The following is a 23,505-nucleotide window of genomic DNA, read 5'->3' as shown; positions in this document are numbered from 1 at the left end:
CTTTGGCTCAACAGCTACCAAAAGACTGATCCTATCCATGTGGCGCGACAGCATGGATAGCTAATTTTTCCGCTATGGTACTAAAACCCACATCCCTCTCACAGAGGTAAATGCTACTGCCACACGTTAATTATAACAGGGCTAATTCTTTAGCCATTTTCCGGTCAGCGTTGTGCCGAGGCAAAACACCATCAGCCACGTAATGAGCATATCCCGTGAATAAAGGATGACATCGCTAAGTCCATACATAATCAGAGCAAAAAGTAGCGCGACGGAGAGGTGGCTGCGTAGAACAAAAAATGAAAAATAAAATAAAGAGGTATAGAGCAACACAATCAATATTGCGCCCGGTAACCCTTTAAGGGAGAAGGCATCAATCACTTCGTTATGCAGATGGATATCCAAATATCCTACTGCACCAGATAGCTCAGACTCTTGTTGTGCTTGTGCAATAATATGTTCCGCACGCTGTTCGGCAGATTGCCCCAATAATGCTTCTTCTCCTGCTTCGACACCGGATTGGTACATGGCGATGCGCGCACCCACTGATGTTTTGCTGTTATTCATGTTATAGCTGTGTACGTCGTTGAACAGGTCGTTGACGCGTTGATGAATCGTCTCCTGAAACAGGAATAAGCATAGAAGCAGTGTTGCCACTGAACCAATGAACGCCTTTATGAACAAACGTTTATCGTGTCTGACTTCTGACAATAAAATAGTTGCGCCAACAATAGGGTAGACAAACATCGCTGCCCGGGTTTCTGTCAGCAGAATGGCTATTGTGACTAACAAAAAATGTACCAGATAGAGATAATACTTATAGGTTGAATCGAGCTTCAGCAGCGCCTGTGCGCTTAACGCGCCGATAAAAGTAAGAAAATAGGCGGCGCTGGTTGCCGTGCCAAATACCAACCCAATGCGATGCATTCCACTGAACAGCGACTGATAGAACGCATAACCTAGCGCTAATACACAAATTGCGATGATGTAGAAGAGCGACTGCTTTTGTTGTTTCTGCGTGATATGCAGTGCCGTCAGCAGGATAAATGCGCCCAGAATACCGGCGTGTGCAGATGTCCTGTAGGCGTTATACACATAGGGGAAAAGACTATCGGGTTGATAATAGTGGTGATACCAAATGAGGTTGGTTATACCGATAGCTAGCAGGCAAAGTGGAATAAGTAGGCGTCGCTTAGCGCCCACGATGGCTCTTAGGTGTGTCACTACATAGAAAACGGATAGCGTGCCAGTGAGATAAAAAAGCCATCCGGCAAGAATGCTACTAAATGGCATAATGGCTAATGTGAGTAAGCAGCCGGGGAAGACGGCGTTAAGTGCGACAGCCGAACTTATACTGGGCGCTTTGCCCAGTTCGTACCTTAATTCATTAAGCATGTATTTGTTCACAGTCGGGAGCGGATATCACTCGTCTGATGCAGGTAATTCTATCAGCTTCTCTAATTTCTGATGGACGAGGCGAGCGGGAATTGTCTCCATTTGCTGGCTTTCAGACATTTCCGCCACCTGGTTCATCCCATAACCGCCAATCAGCCCTGGATCGGTCGGGCCGTACAGTGTGATATTTGGGCGATCCAGTGATGCAGTCAGGTGGCTAAGCCCGGTATCGACGGAGACAACCGCGCTGGCGCCCGCGAGTACCTCGGCGACCTGTTGCAGTGTCAGGCGTGGTAAGACTTCAACGTGTGGGAAGTTTTCCGCCAGCCGTAATGCGCGCTGGTGCTCATGCTCCGCTCCCCAAGGGAGTTTGATGCGCAGCCCGCTCGGTGCTAATAGGGCAATCAGTTCACGCCAGTGCGCTTCCGGCCAGTGTTTTTCATCACGCGTCGTGGCGTGGAGAAACACCAGATAGTGGTTGTTGTCTGCGGGCGACTGGGAGAGAAAACGCGAGGCAATCGCATAATCACCGCGTTCGGCAGGTTTCTTATAACCCAGACTGGCAGCAAACAGTTCCCGCACGCGTTCTACGGCGTGTTGCCGGCGGCTTATCGGGTGGCGATAGTTATAACACCAGCTTGCTAGCGGCTCACGCGCGCTCTTGCAATCCAATCCGTGTTTCTTTCCGTTGGCGAGCCGCGTCACCAGCAGCGCGCTTTTAATCAGCCCTTGTGCGTCAATAACGGCATCATAGTGATACTGGCGTAATTGACGCTTAAATTCTGCACGTTCCTGACGAGTCGGGGTGCTGAACCAGCTTTTGCGCCAGCGGCGAATCGCTACCGGAATAACGCGGGAAACCGCCGGGTGCCAGCTTGGTATTTGCGCGAAACCTTCTTCAACCACCCAATCGAACTGGATACCGGGAATAGCCTGCATCGCGTCGGTCAAGGCGGGTAACGTATGCAGCACATCGCCCATTGACGATGTTTTCACGATCAGCACTCTCATGCATGGGTTCCTGGAATGAGGCTTTCTTTGGGCATGAGATAGTTATCCAATGCGCTGAGCACGCGTTCGGGCTGAATGTCGATCAAACTTTGGTGATAACCCTGTTCAGCATCCCCTTTGCGCACCCGGTGATAGCCGGTAATCAGGCGAATCACCTCGGCCTGATGGGACAGCGGCGGGGTAAAGTCGGGGCTGCTTGGGCCGTAAAGTGCGACCAGCGGACGATGAAGTGCCGCAGCAACGTGCATGAGTCCAGAATCGTTGCTGACGACAGCATGACAGGCGGCAATCAGCACCACGGCCTGTTCCAGCGAGGTTTTCCCTGCCAGATTAGCGCAATGCTGTCGTGCGTCTTCCGTCAATCCTTGAAGGATGTCGTCGCAGGCCGAACGGTCATTGGCCGAACCGAACAGCGCTATCTGGTAGCCGCGTTCAATCAGTGATTGTGCCAGCGCCGCATAGTGATAATGCGGCCAGCGTTTGGCAGGGCCGAATTCGGCACCGGGGCAAAAACCGATGATGGGGCGCGCATCGCTGAGGTTAAACGCCTGCGTCATATCCGCAATTTCGGTCTGATTGACCTGTAACTGCGGCCACAGTAACGGCTGCGGCAGATCCTCAGCACGGCGGATGCGGCTACGATCGTAGGCTAACGCGGTATAGCGCTGCACCATCAGCGGAAAGGCGGCTTTATCCAGCACGCGTACATCGTTCAGCAATCCGTAACGCATCTCACCGCGCCAGCCTGTGCGTTGCGGAATGTTGGCAAAGAAAGGGACCAGCGCGGATTTAAAGGAGTTGGGCAGCACGTAAGCGCGGTCATAGCCCGCATCGCGCAGCGATACGCCAAGACGGCGACGTTCGCCCAGCTCAAGTGCGCCGTGTCCTAGCGGCATCGCTAACGCCTGATTGACTTCCGGCATCCGTGCCAGCAGCGGACGGCACCAGGCTGGCGCCATCACGTCAATGACCGCTTCCGGGTGTTCAGCCTTCAGTGTGCGATAAAGGCTGTGCGACATCATCATATCGCCGACCCAGGAAGGGCCGATGACCAAAATTTTCATACCGCTTATGAATCCTTATCCGATTAAACGGTACGGTTCAGCCAGGCCATATATTCCGCCACGCCTTCGGCGACGGTTTTGAACGGCTTGTCATAGCCTGCGGCACGCAAATTGGTGAGATCGGCTTGTGTATAAGCCTGATAGCGGCCTTTCAGTTTCTCAGGGAACTCGATGTATTCCACACTGCCTTTCTGATGGAAGGCGAGGGTGGCATCGGCGACAGCCTGGAAGGATTCGGCGCGACCGGTGCCGCAGTTGAAGATGCCGGAAACCCCGTTTTGCCAGAACCACAGGTTGACGGCGGCGACATCACCGACGTAGATAAAGTCACGTTGGAAGTTCTCGCTACCTGAGAACAGCTTCGGATTTTCACCCTGATTAATCTGGTTATTCAGGTGGAATGCGACGCTCGCCATGCTGCCTTTGTGGCCTTCGCGTGGTCCGTAGACGTTGAAATAGCGGAAACCGCAGATCTGCGATTCCGCTTCTGGGAGAATTTCACGCACGTACTGGTCGAACAGGAACTTGGAGTAACCATAGACGTTCAGCGGCTGCTCGTATTGACGCTCTTCGATAAAGTTATCGTTACGACCGCCGTAGGTTGCGGCAGATGAGGCATACAGGAACGGAATGTTGCGATCGAGGCAATAATGCAGCACGTCTTTGGAATACTGATAGTTGTTATCCATCATGTATTTGCCATCCCACTCGGTGGTGGAAGAGCAAGCACCTTCATGGAATACGGCATCGATATCACCCAGATCGTCACCTGCAACGATGCTGGCGATGAAATCTTCTTTATCCACGTAATCGGCGATGTCCAGATCGACCAGATTGGCGAACTTGGTGCCGTCTTTCAGGTTATCGACAACCAGAATGTCCCGATAGCCGATGTCATTCAGAGATTTTACGATATTGCTGCCGATAAAACCGGCACCGCCAGTAACGATAATCATGGGCGCGACCTTTGTTAATCTTGCCGGTGAGGCACCGCGCCCCACACTGTTTATGACCGCTATAATAGCATTTCATTTTACCGCAAGCAGCCAGAGCTTAATTTATCCCGTGTTGCCCCATTTTTTTAAGATGATTCAGGCCGTGACGACGCCAGCATTTTCAGACTGTTTACCCCGCATTTCTGCCCACATCCGCTAGCTTAAAAACCATAAAGCGATCTTTTTATGGGAGAGTGACGCTATGCCTGCCGGTTTTTATCAACAACTTACTACACAAATCATGGCTGCACGCACTGAGGGGGTATTCAAGGAAGAACGCATCATTACCTCTGCGCAGCGAGCTGAAATCGAGGTGATGGACAGCGACCGCCTGCTCAACTTCTGTGCCAATAATTATCTTGGTCTGGCGGACAGCCCCGAGCTGATTGCCGCCGCAAAGTCTGGATTGGACAGTCACGGTTTCGGCATGGCATCGGTGCGCTTTATCTGTGGAACGCAGGATATCCACAAACAGCTGGAACGTAAGTTGGCGGATTTTCTGGGCATGGACGACGCGATTCTCTATTCCTCCTGCTTTGATGCCAACGGCGGGCTGTTTGAAACGCTGATGGGACCGGAGGATGCGATTATTTCCGATGCGCTTAACCATGCTTCTATCATTGACGGTGTTCGGCTATCGAAGGCGCGACGCTATCGCTATGCCAATAACGATATGAGCCAACTGGAAGCACAGTTGCAACTGGCCAGAACGGAAGGGGCAAGGCACGTGATGATCGCCACCGACGGCGTGTTCTCGATGGATGGCGTGATTGCCGATTTGCAGGGGATTTGCGATCTGGCGGATCGTTATGATGCGCTCGTGATGGTTGATGATTCCCATGCGGTGGGGTTTGTCGGTGAACATGGGCGTGGGACGCATGAACATCGCGGGGTAATGGCGCGTGTCGATATCATCACCGGGACGTTAGGCAAGGCACTGGGCGGTGCGTCAGGCGGTTATACGGCGGGCAAGCATGAGGTGATCGACTGGTTGCGCCAGCGCTCGCGGCCCTATCTGTTTTCCAACTCACTTGCGCCAGCCATTGTCACCGCGTCGCTCAGGGTACTGGATCTGCTGGAACAGGGCGGAGAACGACGTGAACGTCTGTGGGCAAATGCCCGTCTATTCCGTGAAAAGATGACGGCCGCAGGTTTCACGCTAGCGGGGGCCGATCACGCCATTATTCCCGTTATGCTGGGTGAGGCACAGTTGGCACAGGATTTTGCGCAGGCGCTACAGCGGGAAGGCGTTTATGTCGCAGGCTTTTTTTATCCCGTTGTCCCCCTCGGTCAGGCGCGTATTCGTACTCAAATGTCAGCCGCCCATACGCCGCAGCAAATCCAATTTGCCGTTGAGGCGTTTATCAGCGTGGGCAAACGCCTGGGTGTGATCATCTGAGGATACCGTCATGAAAGCATTGGCAAAACTGCGGCCGGAAGAAGGTATCTGGATGGTGGATTCTCCCATGCCGGAGCTCGGGCATAACGATATCATGATTAAAATCCGCAAAAGTGCGATCTGCGGGACAGACGTGCATATCTATAACTGGGACGAATGGTCGCAGAAGACCATTCCCGTTCCGATGGTCGTCGGGCATGAGTACGTTGGCGAAATTGTCGCTATCGGTCAGGAAGTTAACGGTTTTCATATTGGCGATCGTGTCTCGGGCGAAGGACATATTACCTGTGGTTACTGCCGTAACTGTCGTGCCGGACGGCGTCATTTATGCCGTAATGCCATCGGCGTCGGGGTAAACCGTCCCGGTTCGTTCGCGGAGTATCTGGTGATTCCTGCCTACAACGCGTTCCGCATTCCCGACAATATTTCTGACGAACTGGCCGCTATTTTCGATCCCTTCGGTAACGCGGTGCACACCGCACTGTCCTTCGATTTAGTGGGGGAAGATGTCTTGATTGCCGGCGCGGGACCGATCGGCATGATGGCAGCGGCGGTGTGCCGTCACGTGGGGGCAAGGAATGTCGTGATTACCGATGTGAACGCGTACCGTCTGAATCTCGCCAGTAAAATGGGGGCAACGCGTGCCGTCAATGTGGCGCAGGAAAATCTGGCTGATGTGATGATAGATCTGGGCATGACCGAGGGGTTTGATATTGGGTTAGAGATGTCGGGTGCGCCATCAGCCTTTCGTGCCATGCTGAAAGCGATGAATCACGGTGGGCGCATCGCCATGCTGGGCATTCCACATGAACCGATGTCGATTGACTGGGGGGACGTGATTTTTAAAGGACTGTTTATCAAAGGTATCTATGGACGGGAAATGTTCGAAACCTGGTACAAAATGTCGGCGCTGATTCAGTCTGGACTGGATTTGTCACCGATTATCACTCACCGCTTTCACATTGATGAGTTTCAGAAAGGGTTCGATGCCATGCGCTCGGGTCAGTCGGGCAAGGTTATTCTCAATTGGGATGAAGAGTAACCTTGCCGTAGCGAGCCCACGCGGCATTACGGCTGTTTGTGCGTTTCGGCCTCGGCTGGTTCAATCCAGGTCTGCCAGCGGTGTTTGATAAACATTACCGCGGCACTGTCCCGAATGCTGCTACTCACCAGCTTGAAGAACACATCGTTCTTCACCGGTTCCGGCGGTTGTTTGACCTGACACTGCTGTATACCGCGGAACGGGTTACGCGGTTTGGCTGGCTGCTGAGGCTCATATTGCCGCGTTGGTTCATTCAGCAACTGGCTGGGACGCACTAAGACAATATCGGCATCCAACGTGGGCAACATCTGCTGTAAGACGCGGATGGTTGAAGGGTGTGGGTGCCCGATAGCGATGGCGGAACCGCTGCGGCGGGCGATTTGCACCGCGCGGGTAAACTGTTTGCGAATCTCGGCTTCGTTTTGCGAATCATCCAGAAAGACTTTGCGTTTGATGACTTTTACGTTCGTTCCTGCCGCGGCCTGGCTCGATTGGCTGCTGCCAATGGTCATGCTATCGAGGAAATAGAGCTGGTAGGCGCTGAGCGCCTGCATGACTTTTTGCATACCGGGCAGGCTGGCGGTCATCGCGCTGCCCATATGGTTATTCAACCCCACGGCGTAAGGCACGTTATTGACCGATTGGCGAATGATGCGCTGAATTTCGTCACTGCTCATATCTGGGCGTAGCGTGTCACGCTCCAGCGGCTGCTTGCTCATTGGCGCCATCGGTAGGTGGATTAGCACTTCGCGCCCTTGCTGGTGGGCTTTGGTTGCCATCTCACGGGCATACGGTGCGTTAGGCAATACCGCGACGGAAATTGCCGTAGGCATCGCCAGAATCTGGTTCTCATTATGTGGGCGATAGCCAAAATCATCGATCACGATGGAAAGCTTTCCGGCCAGCGCCAAAGGAGAAAGTGCCAACAGACTCAATGCCAATAACGGTGTTTTGGTTAAATAAGACAAGACTATCTTCCCAGCCAAGGTTGTGGATTGACCGCCTGACCCTGGCGACGGATTTCAAAATACAGTCCAGGCTGGCTCTGCCCGCCGCTGGTGCCGACTAACGCAATGGCTTGACCGGCCTTGACCTGAGCACCAACGGAAACCAATGCGCTCTGGTTATAGCCGTACAGGCTCATATCACCTTTACCATGCTGCACAACCACCACCAGTCCGTAACCTTGTAGCCAGTCGGCCATCAACACCGTGCCATCGGCGATAGATTTCACTTCAGTCCCTTCCGGTGCGGTAATTACCAGGCCTTTCCAGCGTAGTTCACCCTGTAGCGGCTCGCCGAAACGGTGCTCAATACGCCCGTTAACCGGCCAGATAGCTTGACCAGAAGGTCGGCCTAAACCGCCAGTGCGCGCCATAAGTGAGCGTTCACCTTCAGTGGGTTTGTAGCTGCTCCCGCTGCGTTTGGCCTGCTCTTCTTTGGCACGAACCTTGGCGGCCTCGCGTGCTTCCCGTTCAGCGCGGGCTTTCGCCTCTCGCTCTGCGCGGGCGATCTGATCGCGTAAGCGGGTTTCATTCTGGCGCAGTTCCGTCAACTGCTGCCGATCTTTTTCCAGCGAGCTTTCCAGTGTCGACAGCGTTTTCTTCCGGTCAGACTGTGCCTGTTCCAGCGTTTGCTGTTGCTGTTGTTGGTCACTTAATAGCGTTTTTTGCTGCGTCTGTTTTTGTTCCAACTGACGTTTTTGGTTAGCCAGCTCTACGCGGGTTTGCTGCAATTCGTTGATAGACTTCTGCCGTGCTTCATTCAGGTAGCCGAAGTAAGCGAGGATGCGCTCATTGCGCTGGCTTTCTTCTCCGCTCAGCATGAGTTGCAGCGCACTGTGTCGGCCTTGTCGGAAGGCGGCATCCAACTGACGGGAGAGCAGCGTTTGTTGCTTATCCTGCTGAGATTGCAGTTTTGCGATAGAGGCACTGAGGCTGGTTAATTCTTTATTAAGCGTAGACAGCGTATTGCGTGTTTCATGCAGTTGACGACTGGCCTGAGAGATAGACTGTTCCTGCTTTTTCAACTGCTGAACTAAGGTGCTGCGCTGCTGTTGCTGCTGTTGGACGCTTTTTTCTTTCGCGGCGATATCTTGTTGCAGGGTCTTAAGCTGCGCCTGATTATCTTCCGCTTGGCCGAGTGCGGGCAACAGCAAAACGCCAACGCAGAGCGCGCTGACGCAGCGGGTGAGTAGCCTGTGTAATGCGGATAACTGGCGATCGGCGCTACATGCTACTCGACTCTGTACAAATAACGCGTTTTTACTCATATCGATAAATTATTCCACGATGAACAGCGGCTTACCAGTTGTCTCTTGTCTGATTTCTATTTCCAGACGTGACAAGCATGGCACAAAGGTGGGCGTCTGGGCGCATCAATAGATAGATAAATGGAAAGCGCGCCGCAGATTCGATACGCTATGTTGGCTTACTGGCTGTAATTGCCGTATCGCGCAGGTATACTCAGGAACCTTATATTTTTGTTGCTTAACTGATCCGGGAGTCGTTACACCCCATGCAAGAGATTATGCCATTCGTTAGCAAGAACCCTATTTTGAGCATCGCCTGGGTTGCACTGTTGGTTGCGGTAATTGTACTTACTGTGAAGAGTAAACTGTCGAACGTAAAAGAAGTGGTTCGCGGTGAAGCGATCCGACTGATTAATAAAGAAGATGCTGTCGTCGTTGATATCCGTAACCGTGACGACTATCGCCGTGGCCATATTGCCAGCGCATTTAACCTGTTGCCGAACGACATTAAAAACGGCAGCGTAGGTGAACTTGAAAAACATAAGTCGCAGCCGATTATCGTGGTCTGCGCCAACGGCCTCTCTTCACGTGAAGCGGCCGAGAACTTGCACAAAGCCGGTTTTGAGCGTGTGCAGGTGCTGAAAGACGGTCTGGCTGGCTGGAGCGGTGAGAATCTGCCTTTAGTCCGCGGTAAATAAAACGGTTTGTGGTAAAACTATCCGCATCGTGCCATGTGTGTAGATCATACACAGCGAAAATGGCGGCGATTTTGCAGGATAATCGACAGGCTGATTGCAGTACGACAGTGATTGCAGTATGACAATGACAGAAATGTGCTGACGTCCGCCCACTTATGACGACGGAAGACGTCAAGAAAATCTAACAAAAGGGTATTACTTAACATGTCTGAACAAAACAACACAGAAATGGCTTTCCAAATCCAGCGTATCTACACCAAAGATATCTCTTTCGAAGCGCCTAATGCGCCTCAGGTGTTCCAGCAGGAATGGCAGCCAGAAGTAAAACTGGATCTGGATACGGCTTCTAACCAACTGGCTGATGACATCTATGAAGTCGTACTGCGTGTGACCGTAACGGCATCTCTGGGCGAAGAAACGGCATTTCTGTGTGAAGTTCAACAAGGTGGTATCTTTACCGTTGGCGGTATCGAAGGGACGCAGCTGGCGCACTGCCTGGGCGCGTACTGCCCGAACATTCTGTTCCCTTACGCGCGTGAGTGCATCACCAGCCTGGTTTCTCGCGGTACTTTCCCGCAATTGAACCTGGCACCGGTTAACTTTGATGCGCTGTTCATGAATTACCTGCAACAGCAGACCGAAGGTGAAGGCGCTGCGCAGCATCAGGATGCCTGATGAACGCGTCTGACGCTTCCATGACCGTCATCGGTGCCGGTTCATACGGCACCGCATTAGCCATTACGCTGGCGCGTAATGGCCATCGAGTCGTGTTGTGGGGTCACAACCCTACGCACATTCAGGCGTTACAGGCCGCTCGCTGTAATCAGGCATTCCTGCCTGATGTGCCTTTTCCTGATTCCCTACAGTTGGAAGCTAATTTGGCGCAGGCGCTCGCTGCCAGCAGAAACGTGCTGGTTGTTGTGCCGAGCCACGTATTCGGTGATGTTCTGCGTCAGTTGAAACCTCACTTGCGTGCCGATACGCGTATCGTGTGGGCGACCAAAGGGCTGGAAGCGGAAACGGGGCGCTTGTTACAGGATGTCGCACGTGAAGCATTGGGCGAAGCTATTCCGCTTGCGGTGGTCTCTGGCCCGACATTTGCCAAAGAATTAGCGGCGGGTATGCCGACGGCGATTGCGCTGGCATCAACGGACAGTGAGTTTGCTGACGACCTGCAACGGCTACTCCATTGCGGCAAGAGCTTCCGCGTTTACAGCAACCCGGATTTTATCGGGGTGCAGTTGGGCGGCGCGGTGAAAAACGTCATTGCTATCGGTGCCGGTATGTCTGACGGCATTGGGTTTGGTGCTAATGCACGTACCGCTTTGATTACTCGCGGATTGGCGGAAATGACCCGGCTTGGAGCCGCGCTGGGTGCGGACCCTACCACTTTCATGGGGATGGCTGGGCTTGGCGATCTGGTGCTGACCTGTACTGATAATCAGTCCCGTAACCGACGCTTTGGTATGATGTTGGGGCAGGGAATGGATGTGCAGAGCGCGCAGGATAGCATTGGTCAGGTTGTTGAAGGATACCGCAATACGAAAGAGGTTCTGGCATTAGCGCAGCGCTACGGCGTTGAAATGCCGATTACTGAGCAACTCTGGCAGGTTCTGTATTGTGGGAAAGATGCCCGAGAGGCGGCGCTGAGTCTGTTAGGACGTACGCGTAAAGACGAAACCGCCAAATTATAAAACACGTCGTTCTATGCTCTAAATAATTCGAGTTTCAGGAAAAACGTTAACGTTTTTAATAATGTACATACAACTCGAAGTATGACGAGTCTATGCTGGGCTTCCTAATCCTGGGGGCTCATAGTATCTTCATTTTCTTATATACGTGCGGTAGTGCTAATAAGCCTGTCGTTTTAGAACAGATATACGTTGTGGTGTGTGGTATCTCGGAGAGTAAGGCAATGTCGACAGAAGAATTGAAGCTGGTCTGGAGCAATATCAAAACAGAAGCGCGCAATCTCGCGGACTGTGAACCGATGCTGGCCAGCTTTTTTCATGCCACATTGCTGAAGCACGAGAATTTAGGTAGTGCACTGAGCTACATGCTGGCGAACAAGCTAGCCAATTCTATTATGCCCGCGATCGCTATTCGTGAGGTGGTGGAAGAAGCCTACCGCGCTGAGCCGCAGATGATCGTTTCTGCCGCGCGCGATATTCAGGCTGTCTGTCTGCGCGATCCTGCGGTGGATAAATACTCGACGCCGCTGCTCTACCTGAAAGGGTTTCATGCATTACAGGCTTATCGCATTGGTCACTGGCTTTGGTCTCAGGATCGTAAAGCGTTGGCGGTCTATTTCCAGAACCAGATATCGGTTTCTTTCGGCGTGGATATCCATCCGGCGGCGAGAATCGGCTGCGGGATCATGCTCGATCATGCAACAGGTATTGTGATCGGCGAAACCGCCGTGGTTGAAAACGACGTCTCCATTCTGCAATCCGTCACGCTGGGCGGCACGGGTAAAACCAGTGGCGATCGCCACCCTAAAATTCGCGAAGGCGTGATGATTGGCGCTGGCGCTAAAATTCTGGGGAACATTGAGGTCGGTTGTGGCGCAAAAATTGGTGCTGGCTCTGTCGTGTTGCAATCCGTTCCACCACACACGACGGCGGCAGGGGTTCCAGCCCGTATCGTCGGTCGCCCGGAAAGCGATAAACCTGCGATGGATATGGATCAGTATTTCAACGGTATCAACCGCGGTTTCGAATACGGCGATGGTATCTAACCTCGCGACATAGGTTTTTCATTACCCCTTGCTGAATATAAACCACCGACAAATAAGGTGGTTTTTTGTTATTACGGCTAAGAAACGTCTGAAAGCAATGCTTGGTTCGCTATCTATTTAAGCACTGTCGCGGTTTATCCCTTCATAATAGGCTGCTTTGGTTTCCCGCCTATATGGGCAGATTACGTAAACTGAACTATATATTTTGGTAACAACCAAAATAGTTTTGTTTGGATCACCTTTGTTTGAATGGAATCGTGACGCTGTTACAGAGAACCTTATATGCATTTAAAGCGAACGTTAATCACGTTAAGTTTGATTACACTACCCATCATCCCTTTTTCGAGTTACGCAGTAGAAAGCATAAATAATACGGGCAGCATGGAAAACCCTGCATCCGTTGCGGCGGACTCTACTGATGCTGTGTCGAATAAGCAGGATGAAAGTTGGTGGAAGAGAAGTAAAAATAACCTGTCTACGACCTGGAATGCGCCACAGAGTCACGATATTTATATCCCTGCTATCACCTGGCATAACCGCTGGACGTACGATAAAGAAAAGACTGACAGATATAATGAAAGGCCGTGGGGCGCGGGTTACGGTGTTTCTCGCCTGGATCAGGATGGGGATTGGCACGGGCTTTATCTCATGGCATTCAAAGACTCCTATAACAAATGGGAGCCTATCGGCGGCTACGGCTATGAAAAGCGTTGGCGGCCTACCCGCGATCAGGATTTTCAACTGGGTCTGGGATTTACGGCGGGTTTCACGATGCGTGATAATTGGAACTATATTCCGATCCCTGTATTGTTGCCTTTGGCGTCAATAAGTTATAGCAAACTTTCTTTCCAGGCGACATATATTCCCGGAACATACAATAACGGTAATGTTTTTTTTGCCTGGTTCAGATGGCAGATTTAATTCTTAGATTAACGAGCCTCTGTTGTTTTACAAAACGAGGCTCTGTTTATTCTGTAGAACGCAGCATTGATGAAATATATTGAATCGTGCGAGTGTTATCTGGATAACGGTATTTAACGTCACATCTTTTCTTCTCTGAGTTTACTTTCTATCTGCTTTTTATTTATCCTGATGTAAACCATATTGACTGACGTTCATTCAGCCATCTCCGCTACAATGGCGCTACTTTTTTCTCAGTGGATGCTATCGTGCCATTACTTATTATCACCACGATCTTGTGGGCATTTTCATTCAGCCTGATTGGCGAATATCTGGCGGGTCAGGTTGATAGCTGGTTTTCTGCGATGTTCCGTCTGACGGCAGCCGCGGTGGTATTTTTACCGTTCTTACGCTGGCGGGGCTACGCGCCGCGCGTCATTTTCTTGTATATGTTAGTGGGCGCTTGCCAACTTGGTATCATGTACCTGTTCGTATTTCAGGCTTACCTGTACCTGACTGTACCTGAGTTTTTACTCTTCACGGTGATGACACCGTTGTATGTCACGCTGATTTACGATCTGCTTGCCCGACAGCGCCTGCGCTGGGGCTACGCGATGAGTGCGCTTCTGGCAGTATTCGGTGCAGCCGTAATCCACTATCACGGCGTGAGTGAGCATTTCTGGTGGGGATTCCTGCTGGTGCAGGTGGCTAACGTGTGTTTTGCCGCAGGTCAGGTTGGCTATAAGCGTCTGATGGAGATTCATCCTGTGCCGCAGCACTGCGCGTTTTCCTGGTTTTATCTGGGCGCGGCGATCGTCACGATCGCCGCGTGGCTGCTCTTCGGCAATATGGCTAAGCTACCCACCACAACCTTGCAGTGGGGTGTGCTGGCCTGGCTGGGAATTGGTGCTTCAGGCTTGGGTTATTTTATGTGGAACTATGGCGCAACCCAGGTGGATGCCGGAACGCTCAGCATAATGAATAACTTTCACGTGCCGGCTGGGCTACTGGTTAACTTCGCCATCTGGCATAAAACGCCAGACTGGCTGAGCTTTATCGTGGGGACAGCAATCATTACGTCCTCGCTGTGGGTACACCAGCATTGGGTCGTGAAGCATCCTTCACGAACGGTAAATGATCGCAAGCGTGCTGGCGCGCCGAACGAATAAACGCATCAATGACCGGTTGGCGCTGTTCTCCGTCGCGGACGGCGGCGTACAACCGGCTCCAAAGCCCATCCCCCAACGATTTGGTCACAATCAGCCCCTGGCGTTCAAAACTTTCCACCACCCAGTGGGGGAGCGCGGCGATGCCCATACGAGCGGCGACCATTTGAATCAGCAGCAGCGTATTATCCACGCTTTTCAGCGCAGGGCTGACGCCTGCGGGCTGTAAAAAATGACGCCAGACGTCCAGCCGCTGCCGTTGTACCGGATAGATCATCAGGGTTTCTGTGCTGAAATCTTCCGGTTCGATTTTCTCCTTTCCCGCTAGCGGATGGTCAGGAGCCAGTACCAGTCGGACTTCAAAATCAAACAGCGGCGAATAGTGCAGCCCGCTGCGCGGCATGATGTCGGAGGTCATTACCAGATCCAATTCGCCTTGCTGGAGTGCTGGCTGGGGGTCGAACGTGACGCCTGATTTAAAATCCATCGCCACCTGTGGCCAGTGCTGATGAAACTCGTCTAGCGCAGGCGTCAGCCACTGAATACAACTATGGCACTCGATGGCCAAACGCAGCATGGTTTGGTGCGGCTCATGGCACGCCTGCAACGCCTGCTGGATTTGTGGTAACACCTGCTCTGCCAGTTGCAACAGAATTTCTCCCTGAGGCGTAAAGCGCAGCGGCTGGCTTTTACGCACGAATAGCCTGAACCCAAGACGTTGCTCCAGATCGCTGAACTGGTGGGATAACGCCGATTGGGTTTGGTGAAGTGCAGCGGCAGCGGCGGCTAACGATCCGGTATTGCGCAGTGCTTGCAGCGTTCGCAGGTGTTTAAATTCGATCATGAGAGTCCTTCACAGTGACAGTGAATAAATTGCGCTTGTGATTACTACACTACCTGCGGATTATGGATGTGTAAACATCTGGACGGCTAAATGAGGAATTAACGATGACGATTGTGAATCACACACTGGGTTTTCCGCGCGTTGGGCTACGCCGTGAACTGAAAAAAGCGCAGGAAAGCTATTGGGCAGGTAACGCGACCCAGGAAGAGTTGCTGACCGTTGGACGTGAGCTGCGTGCGCGTCATTGGCAACAACAGAAGGATGCTGGCGTTGATCTGCTGCCAGTGGGTGATTTTGCCTGGTACGACCATGTGCTGACCACGAGTCTGCTGCTGGGTAACGTACCTGCGCGTCATCAGAACGAAGATGGCTCGGTCGATCTGGACACGCTGTTCCGTATCGGTCGTGGACGTGCACCAACCGGTCAGCCTGCCGCTGCGGCAGAAATGACCAAATGGTTTAACACCAACTATCACTACATGGTGCCAGAATTCACTCAAGGGCAGCAGTTCAAACTGACCTGGACGCAACTGCTGGATGAAGTGGATGAAGCACTGGCGCTGGGCCATAAAGTTAAACCTGTTCTGTTAGGCCCGGTTACCTACCTGTGGCTGGGCAAAGTGAAAGGCGAGCAATTCGACCGTCTATCACTGCTGCAAGACATTCTGCCGGTTTATCAGCAGGTACTGGCTGAGCTGGCGAAACGCGGCATTGAGTGGGTGCAGATTGATGAGCCTGCACTGGCGCTGGAACTGCCGCAAGAATGGCTGGCTGCGTTTAAACCGGCTTACGATGCGCTGCAAGGTCAGGTGAAACTGCTGCTGACGACCTATTTCGACAGCGTTAGCCAGAATCTGGAAACGATCAAAGCGTTGCCGGTTCAGGGGCTGCATATCGATCTGGTTCACGGTAAGGATGATGCCGCTACGCTGAGTGCCCAACTGCCCGCTAACTGGGTGCTGTCTCTGGGGGTGATTAACGGCCGTAACGTCTGGCGTGCTGACCTCAGCAGTTGGTTCGAGCGCTTGCAACCGCTGGTGGGGACGCGCGATCTGTGGCTGGGCAGCTCATGTTCACTGCTGCATAGCCCTATCGATCTGAGCGTGGAAGTGCGTCTGGACGATGAAGTGAAGAGCTGGTTCGCCTTTGCTATTCAGAAATGTGCAGAGCTGTCGCTGCTGTCTCAGGCGCTGAACAGCGGCAACGGTCAGGCACTGGAAGCCTATAGCGCACCGATTCGTGCTCGCCGTACCTCAACGCGTGTGAATAACGCCGCCGTTGCGCAGCGTCTGGCGGCCATCACCGCACAGGACAGCCAGCGTCAGAACGTGTATTCCGTGCGCGCCGATGCTCAGCGTGAACGCTTTAATCTGCCAGCATGGCCGACCACTACGATTGGTTCTTTCCCGCAAACCACCGAAATTCGCGGTCTGCGTCTGGATTTCAAGCAGGGTCGTCTGGACGGTAATAACTACCGCACCGGCATTGCCGAGCACATCAAGCAAGCTGTGGTTGAGCAAGAACGTCTGGGTCTGGACGTACTGGTGCACGGTGAAGCTGAACGTAATGACATGGTGGAATACTTCGGTGAGCATCTGGATGGGTTTGTCTTTACCCAAAACGGCTGGGTGCAGAGCTACGGTTCTCGCTGTGTGAAACCGCCGGTTATCATTGGTGACGTGAGTCGTCCAGAAGCGATCACCGTTGAGTGGGCGAAATACGCACAGTCTCTGACCGACAAACCGATGAAAGGTATGTTGACAGGTCCGGTGACCATCCTGTGCTGGTCTTTCCCGCGTGAAGACGTTACGCGTGAAACCATCGCCAAGCAGATTGCGCTGGCGCTGCGCGATGAAGTGGCCGATTTGGAAGCCGCAGGCATTGGTATCATCCAGATTGACGAACCGGCACTGCGTGAAGGTCTGCCGCTGCACCGCTCTGATTGGGATGCTTATCTGGCCTGGGCGGTGGACGCCTTCCGTCTGAATGCCGCCGTAGCGAAAGATGATACGCAAATCCATACTCACATGTGTTATTGCGAGTTCAACGACATCATGGATTCTATCGCCGCGCTGGATGCAGACGTGATTACGATTGAAACCTCTCGCTCCGATATGGAGTTGCTGGAGTCGTTTGAAGAGTTCGAATACCCGAATGAAATTGGTCCAGGCGTCTACGACATTCACTCTCCGAACGTACCGAGTGTGGAATGGATGGAAGCCCTGCTGAAAAAAGCGGCACAGCGTATTCCTGCTGAGCGTCTGTGGGTGAACCCAGACTGCGGTCTGAAAACGCGTGGCTGGCCGGAAACGCGTCAGGCTCTGGCAAATATGGTTCAGGCAGCACAGCGTCTGCGTGAAACCCAGTAGTAGTTAATGGCTGATGAAATCAGGGAGGCTATGGTCTCCCTGATTTTTTACACCTATATACCCGTCATACTTCAAGTTGCATGTGCGTTGGCTGCGTTCATTCACCCGAATCACTTACCTGAGTAAGCTCATCGGGATTCTTTCTCTTGCCGCGTTACGATGCTCATTTCTGAGCATCGCCCTAAAGGGCTAACGCTTCGCGTTGTTCAAAACGTTAACGTTTTGTCCTGAAACTCGAATTATTTAGGGTATAAAATACGCACTATTTCCCCAACCTTCCGATTGTTTATTATTTCCTCCTGCAAATTTTTCTTCCTTCCCGAAAATTAACTATATTGTCTTTCCTTTAATAAAATCGCCGCGCTATCCCCCTTGTTTTTCTGCATCAACTGGTAGGTTATTTTCCGAAAATGAATATTCATCCGCTATCTATGTATCTATTTTTCGCAGGGGTGAATCGACATGGTCATAAAGCTAGAGAATATTGTGCCGATAAGGTAAACGGCATGGAAGCGGCTCAGGATGTACCAATAGAGCGAGGCTTTTTTTATTTTTAACGTTTTATTTATGTTGGAAGTGCACCTGTAATTACTCTCTTATGGGTAGATTAAATATACCCATAAAGCCTATTTCCTTTCCCGAAAAAACGATTATTTCCCCACTCTGCGACGTTATTCGACGGCGTGCTGTGCGCAGTAGTCATTATTATTTATTACCTAAAAGGAGTGAGATGTGAACTTAGCGAATTGGCGTATTGGCTATCGATTAGGAGGCGGGTTTGCCGTTCTGATTTTTATGTTATTTGCCGTGAGTCTATTTTCCCTGTCTAAACTGTCCAGTTTTCAGGATGGTGCCAGAGATATCGTCAAAGAGGTTTATCCACAAACGGTAGATGCTAATGATCTCATTGATAACGTGAATGGGCATTTTGTCGCTTATTTGCAGATGATGCTGGTATCCGGTCAGGAGCAACGCCAAGGATATGTCGATCGGATTATGGCGTACCGCAAGGAAATTAGCCGTCTGCTTGATAACCTGGAAAACAATGCCTCAGGAGAGCTTGCTCGCAAGCAGGTGGGGGTTGTCCGCGGGTTTCGTGCCGAGTTCATCAAGTCCGGTGATAAAATTATTAGTGATGCGCTGGCGGGCAATAACGACGTCGCCGTAGCGGAATTCAATAACACCCTGAACGTGATTCAGCGCAATTACCGTGACTCGGTGAAGCAGTTGGTGAATTACCAAAATGAGGCGATGGATAACTCTGTCGAAACCATGGCAGAGGTGTACAGCAGTACTCGCATAATTTTACTGCTTATTTTGCTGTTGGGTGCTGCTTTTGGCGCGCTGATTGCCTGGGCAATCACGCGTAGCGTCACCCGACCGATTGAGCAGGCTTTACAAGTCGCGGACAGAGTGGCGGAGGGCGATCTGACCTCACGTATCACTGTAACCAGCAAGGATGAAACCGGATTGCTGCTGCAATCGTTGGATCGTATGAATACCAACCTGAGCTCGATTGTCGGCCAGGTGCGTGATGGTGCAGAAACAATTTCGACGGCGGCATCGCAAATCACCGCAGGGAATCAGGATCTGTCATCACGCACAGAGGAACAGGCCAGCTCACTGGAAGAAACGGCAGCCTCAATGGAGCAACTGGCATCTACCATTAAAAACACGGCGGAAAACACCCAGCAGGCGACGGAGATTGCCAATAAGGCGACCGGTGCCGCGAAAAAAAGTGGTGATGTTATGCTTTCCGTGACGCAGAAAATGCGCGGTATTCGCGATTCATCCCAGCGTATGGCAGAAATCATTGGTGTGATTGACGGTATTGCGTTTCAGACCAATATCCTGGCACTGAATGCGGCGGTTGAAGCCGCGCGTGCGGGTGAGCAGGGGCGCGGTTTTGCGGTAGTGGCAGGAGAGGTCCGCTCGCTGGCACAGCGCAGTGCGACAGCCGCGCGGGAAATCAAAGATTTGATCGACGACTCCGTGAGCAAGATTCAGGAAGGAATGGGGCTTGTCGACACCGCTGAAGAAACCATGGGTGGACTAACGGCTCACGTGAAGGATGTGCATAGCATTATCACTGAGATTTCACAGGCCAGCCGTGAACAGAGCGACGGGATTAACCAGATGAATCTGGCGATTGGGCAGATTGATACCACAACCCAGCAGAATGCGGCCCTGGTTGAAGAATCCGCTTCTGCTGCTTTGTCCCTGCAAGCGCAGGCCTCCGTTCTGGCGGAAGCCGTGAGCGCGTTTAAAGTACAGTCATATAGCCATAGTGATGCCGGGTCTTATGCACCGAGGCCGATGAGTACACCGATGCTGGCTCTGGCAAATAAAGAGTAAATTTACTGCCATAATTTGCCTGCGTTGCTGTGCAACGTCTATTTCATCAGGGGGGTAATGGCCTCCCTGATTCCTTATCATACGGCATATAGAGGAAAGGCGAGTTTTCCTTTGCTTATTCAGTTGGTTGTCCTTTTTTAAGAAAAATTCCCTCTCTTTATTTTTAATATCAAATATGTCTGACTATCATTTAATGTAGTTGTGGTGTTATTTTTGTTAATCGCCGTTGAATTAATCTGTGATTTTTCCGATCGAAACTTAATTTTTGATAGTTGCAATCTATTTATTGTCTGTTTTTGAATGATTTAAACGATCAATTTGTAAAGTTCAGAAACAAGTTGCCGATAAAATGGATCACACAGGAACGGCTATGGATGCACGAATACGGAGAGGGAAGGTCATCATCTCACCTCGATAACGTCTCCTCGGTCTTATCAATCGTATTTGTACCACTGTTAGATTTATTGCCACTTTTGCACCTCAACACCTGAGGAAAATTATTTGATTTTTGATCGCACTTCTCATGCTGAGAGCGTGCGTAAAAATGCCTGCCTCAAGGTATCTCTGGTATGTCAGAAGGAAACCGCTTTTTCCTTTGGATAGCCAGCCATTCTCCGCCCTGTGGTCCATCAAGTTGCGACATGCGCGCAACTGACCTTGCTATGCATTACCTAAAAGGAGTGAGACATGAATTTAGCAAACTGGCGTATTGGTTATCGATTGGGGGCTGGATTTGCCATCCTGATTCTGATGTTGTTTGCCGTAAGTATTTTTTCCCTGTCTAAGTTGTCCGGTTTTCAGGACGGTGCCAGAGGCATTGTCAAAGACGTCTATCCACAAACGATTGATGCCAATAATCTCATCGACAATGTCACGAGTATTCTGGTGGCGTATCAGCGGCTGATGCTGGTTTCGGGTGAGGAACAGATCCAGACAAACGTGACTCGCGTGAATGAGTTCCGTCAGGAAATTGGTCGCCTGCTGGATAAACTAGAAAGCCAAACGGTTGAAGATCGTTCGGTTAGCCAACTCCGTGCGATTCGTGCGATTCGTACCGAGTTTCTGAAATCTGGCGATAAAATCATTAGCGAAGTGGTTGCGGGCAACCGGGAAGCAGCGATCGAGGAGTTCAACAACAACCTGAACGTGGTTCAACGCCAATACCGTGATGCAGTGAAACAATTAGTGAACTACCAAGATGATGCGATGGACACCTCCGTTGAAGCTATGGCTGAGGTATACAGCAACACTCGCATGATTTTGTTGCTCATTTTAGCACTAGGTGTCGTATTTGGCGCGTTGATTGCCTGGTCGATTACGCGCAGCGTAACCCGGCCGATACAGCAGGCTTTGCAAGTGGCAGATAGAGTAGCGCAGGGCGACCTGACCTCACGCATTACTGTTACCAGCAAAGATGAAACGGGACAACTGCTGCAATCGTTGGATCATATGAACACCAGCTTGAGCACGATTGTCGGACAAGTGCGTGACGGGGCGGAAACGATCTCGACGGCGGCTTCGCAGATTGCCGCAGGTAATCAGGATCTGTCCTCGCGCACTGAAGAACAGGCCAGCTCGCTGGAAGAAACGGCAGCTTCAATGGAACAGTTGACCTCTACTATTAAAAATACGGCGGAAAACACGCAGCAGGCAACAGACATTGCGAATAAAGCTTCTGGCGCTGCCAAGCAAAGCGGTGACGTCATGGTTTCTGTTACGCAGAAAATGCGCGGCATTCGTGATTCATCCCAGCGTATGGCGGAAATCATTGGTGTGATCGATGGGATTGCCTTCCAGACTAATATTTTGGCACTGAACGCGGCGGTTGAAGCGGCGCGTGCGGGCGAACAAGGGCGTGGTTTTGCGGTGGTGGCAGGTGAAGTGCGCTCTCTGGCACAGCGCAGTGCGACAGCCGCGCGTGAGATCAAGGATTTGATTGACGATTCCGTGAGCAAAATCCAGGAAGGCATGTCGCTGGTGGATACGGCTGAAGAAACCATGGGCGGATTAACGGGCTATGTGCGGGATGTGAATGAGATCATCAGTGAAATCTCGCAGGCCAGTCGTGAGCAGAGCGACGGGATTAACCAGATGAATCTGGCGGTTGGGCAAATTGATACCACGACCCAGCAGAATGCGGCTCTGGTTGAAGAATCTGCCTCTGCGGCACTTTCTCTGCAAGCACAGGCTTCCGTGCTGGCGGAAGCGGTGAGCGCGTTTAAATTGCTGTCATATGGCAACGGCAAAGCCGCTTCTTATGCATCGTCCCCAACACGTACCCCAACGCTGTCTTTAGCACCCGTGACGCCAGCGAAAGATCAAGGCAACAATGGCGACTGGACGACGTTCTAAGGCTGTCGGTGTAACACGCTGAAACACAAACGCCACCGTTGTTCGGTGGCGTTTTAGAGCGTAGATAAGAACGGATGCGTGTGATAGCGCTACGCTACACCGTTTTTCTGGAACCATGCCAGCATCCGTTGCCAGCCGTCACGTGCGGATTCTTCATGATAGCTGGGGCGGTAATCGGCATGGAAAGCATGGCCAGCATCGGGGTAGACGATGATTTCTGCCGCCGCGTTCGCCGCGCGTAGCGCCTGTCGCATGATATCCACTTTTTCCAGCGGAATACTCTCGTCTTTCGCTCCGTATAGCCCCAACACGGGCGCTTCCAATTCCGTTGCAATATCGACCGGATGTTTGGGGCTGTTCAGCGTTTTTTCACCGGTAAATTTGCCGTACCACGCCACGGCCGCTTTGAGTTGTGGATTGTGCGCGGCGTAGAGCCAGGTGATACGCCCGCCCCAACAAAATCCCGTTATTGCCAGCTTGCTGGCATCGCCGCCCTGTTTAATCGCCCAGTTGGCTGCGTGATCGAGATCGGACAGCACCTGTGAATCAGGAACCTTATGTACCAGCTCGGTCAGGATTTGTTGAATGTCGTTATAGTGGCTGGGGTCGCCCTGACGGAAATACAGCTCTGGGGCGATGGCCATATAGCCCTGCTTAGCTAGCCTGCGGCAAACATCCTGAATGTGTTGATGAACGCCGAAAATCTCCTGAACCACCAGGACGATAGGGAGCGGCCCATTATGGTTCGCTGGTCTGGCGATATAGGCAGGTAGCTGTTCGCCTTGGGAAGGAATGGTGGTTTCACTGGCAACGATACCGACAGAATCCGTTGTAATGATTGAGAAGCCCTGCGGTTTTACCGCCGGGGATAACCCTTGAGGAAGATGTTTGAAGGTCGTCTGTTCATCAGTCTTCATTACGCGCTCT

Annotated in this window: 19 protein-coding genes; 11 read left to right on the top strand and 8 right to left on the bottom strand. The window is 51.8% G+C overall.

Going from position 1 to position 23,505, the window contains the following annotated elements:
- Positions 1–141 precede the first annotated feature (141 nt).
- The 4 genes from EDI29_RS10255 to rfaD are packed head-to-tail and all read right to left on the bottom strand — an operon-like array spanning position 142 to position 4,426.
- Positions 142–1,395: an O-antigen ligase family protein gene (locus tag EDI29_RS10255; protein ID WP_137740823.1), complete on the bottom strand. Its 1,254-nt coding sequence runs from the start codon at positions 1,393–1,395 to the stop codon at positions 142–144.
- Between the two features lie 27 nt (positions 1,396–1,422).
- Complete coding sequence (gene rfaC, locus EDI29_RS10250) at positions 1,423–2,406, bottom strand: lipopolysaccharide heptosyltransferase RfaC (protein WP_137740822.1); 984 nt, start codon at positions 2,404–2,406, stop codon at positions 1,423–1,425.
- A complete protein-coding gene (gene rfaF / locus EDI29_RS10245) occupies positions 2,403–3,470 on the bottom strand; it encodes an ADP-heptose--LPS heptosyltransferase RfaF (RefSeq protein WP_137740821.1) in 1,068 nt (355 codons plus the stop codon). The genes rfaC and rfaF overlap by 4 nt, the downstream gene beginning before the upstream one ends.
- Before the next feature lie 23 nt (positions 3,471–3,493).
- Positions 3,494–4,426, bottom strand: coding sequence for an ADP-glyceromanno-heptose 6-epimerase (gene rfaD / locus EDI29_RS10240; RefSeq protein ID WP_039474610.1), 933 nt, complete (start codon positions 4,424–4,426; stop codon positions 3,494–3,496).
- Between the two features lie 241 nt (positions 4,427–4,667).
- Here rfaD and EDI29_RS10235 point away from each other — a divergent pair, with 241 nt between their 5' ends.
- Positions 4,668–5,864 (top strand): glycine C-acetyltransferase, encoded by a 1,197-nt coding sequence (locus EDI29_RS10235; protein ID WP_137740820.1) that lies wholly within the window; start codon positions 4,668–4,670, stop codon positions 5,862–5,864.
- A 10-nt stretch (positions 5,865–5,874) separates the two neighbouring features.
- Positions 5,875–6,906 carry an L-threonine 3-dehydrogenase gene (gene tdh / locus EDI29_RS10230; protein ID WP_137740819.1) on the top strand — a complete coding sequence of 344 codons (1,032 nt, stop codon included), beginning with the start codon at positions 5,875–5,877 and terminating at the stop codon, positions 6,904–6,906.
- 26 nt (positions 6,907–6,932) lie between these two features.
- On the opposite strand, the gene EDI29_RS10225 is transcribed toward tdh, so the two are convergent.
- Both EDI29_RS10225 and envC read right to left on the bottom strand, forming a co-directional pair.
- Positions 6,933–7,874: a divergent polysaccharide deacetylase family protein gene (locus EDI29_RS10225; RefSeq protein WP_137740818.1), complete on the bottom strand. Its 942-nt coding sequence runs from the start codon at positions 7,872–7,874 to the stop codon at positions 6,933–6,935.
- A 2-nt stretch (positions 7,875–7,876) separates the two neighbouring features.
- A complete protein-coding gene (gene envC, locus EDI29_RS10220) occupies positions 7,877–9,178 on the bottom strand; it encodes a murein hydrolase activator EnvC (RefSeq protein ID WP_137740817.1) in 1,302 nt (433 codons plus the stop codon).
- 245 nt (positions 9,179–9,423) lie between these two features.
- Between envC and EDI29_RS10215 the strand changes: the two genes are divergently transcribed.
- The 6 genes from EDI29_RS10215 to EDI29_RS10190 all read left to right on the top strand — a co-directional run bounded on the left by EDI29_RS10215 (position 9,424) and on the right by EDI29_RS10190 (position 14,661).
- Positions 9,424–9,855: a rhodanese-like domain-containing protein gene (locus EDI29_RS10215; protein WP_015842174.1), complete on the top strand. Its 432-nt coding sequence runs from the start codon at positions 9,424–9,426 to the stop codon at positions 9,853–9,855.
- Positions 9,856–10,059: 204 nt separating this feature from the next.
- Entirely contained in the window at positions 10,060–10,530 is a 471-nt protein-coding gene (secB, locus tag EDI29_RS10210; RefSeq protein ID WP_137740816.1) for a protein-export chaperone SecB, read from the top strand.
- Complete coding sequence (gene gpsA / locus EDI29_RS10205; RefSeq protein WP_137740815.1) at positions 10,530–11,549, top strand: NAD(P)H-dependent glycerol-3-phosphate dehydrogenase; 1,020 nt, start codon at positions 10,530–10,532, stop codon at positions 11,547–11,549. The genes secB and gpsA overlap by 1 nt, the downstream gene beginning before the upstream one ends.
- Positions 11,550–11,770: 221 nt before the next feature.
- A complete protein-coding gene (gene cysE, locus EDI29_RS10200; RefSeq protein WP_107169094.1) occupies positions 11,771–12,592 on the top strand; it encodes a serine O-acetyltransferase in 822 nt (273 codons plus the stop codon).
- Positions 12,593–12,874: 282 nt separating this feature from the next.
- Positions 12,875–13,513, top strand: a complete 639-nt coding sequence (pagP, locus tag EDI29_RS10195) for a lipid IV(A) palmitoyltransferase PagP (protein WP_137740814.1) — start codon at positions 12,875–12,877, stop codon at positions 13,511–13,513.
- A gap of 248 nt (positions 13,514–13,761) precedes the next feature.
- Positions 13,762–14,661: a carboxylate/amino acid/amine transporter gene (locus EDI29_RS10190; protein ID WP_137740813.1), complete on the top strand. Its 900-nt coding sequence runs from the start codon at positions 13,762–13,764 to the stop codon at positions 14,659–14,661.
- Here EDI29_RS10190 and metR read toward each other — a convergent pair.
- Entirely contained in the window at positions 14,567–15,502 is a 936-nt protein-coding gene (gene metR / locus EDI29_RS10185; protein WP_137740812.1) for an HTH-type transcriptional regulator MetR, read from the bottom strand. The two genes, EDI29_RS10190 and metR, sit on opposite strands and share 95 nt — an antisense overlap.
- Positions 15,503–15,606: 104 nt before the next feature.
- Between metR and metE the strand changes: the two genes are divergently transcribed.
- From metE to EDI29_RS10170, 3 genes are all read left to right on the top strand, one after another.
- On the top strand, positions 15,607–17,871 hold the full coding sequence (gene metE, locus EDI29_RS10180; RefSeq protein WP_137740811.1) for a 5-methyltetrahydropteroyltriglutamate--homocysteine S-methyltransferase: 2,265 nt from the start codon (positions 15,607–15,609) through the stop codon (positions 17,869–17,871).
- 732 nt (positions 17,872–18,603) lie between these two features.
- The gene (locus tag EDI29_RS10175; RefSeq protein WP_137740810.1) at positions 18,604–20,226 is read left to right on the top strand and encodes a methyl-accepting chemotaxis protein; all 1,623 of its coding nucleotides are present in this window, start codon (positions 18,604–18,606) and stop codon (positions 20,224–20,226) included.
- A 687-nt stretch (positions 20,227–20,913) separates the two neighbouring features.
- On the top strand, positions 20,914–22,578 hold the full coding sequence (locus EDI29_RS10170) for a methyl-accepting chemotaxis protein (RefSeq protein WP_137740809.1): 1,665 nt from the start codon (positions 20,914–20,916) through the stop codon (positions 22,576–22,578).
- 89 nt (positions 22,579–22,667) lie between these two features.
- Here EDI29_RS10170 and EDI29_RS10165 read toward each other — a convergent pair whose 3' ends face one another.
- Complete coding sequence (locus EDI29_RS10165) at positions 22,668–23,495, bottom strand: dienelactone hydrolase family protein (protein ID WP_137740808.1); 828 nt, start codon at positions 23,493–23,495, stop codon at positions 22,668–22,670.
- Positions 23,496–23,505 lie beyond the last annotated feature (10 nt).

The organism is Pectobacterium polonicum (assembly GCF_005497185.1).
Classification (GTDB): Bacteria; Pseudomonadota; Gammaproteobacteria; order Enterobacterales; family Enterobacteriaceae; genus Pectobacterium; species Pectobacterium polonicum.
The sequence above is the reverse complement of the archived record's forward strand: the minus strand, read 5'-3'. Positions and strand labels throughout refer to the sequence as shown.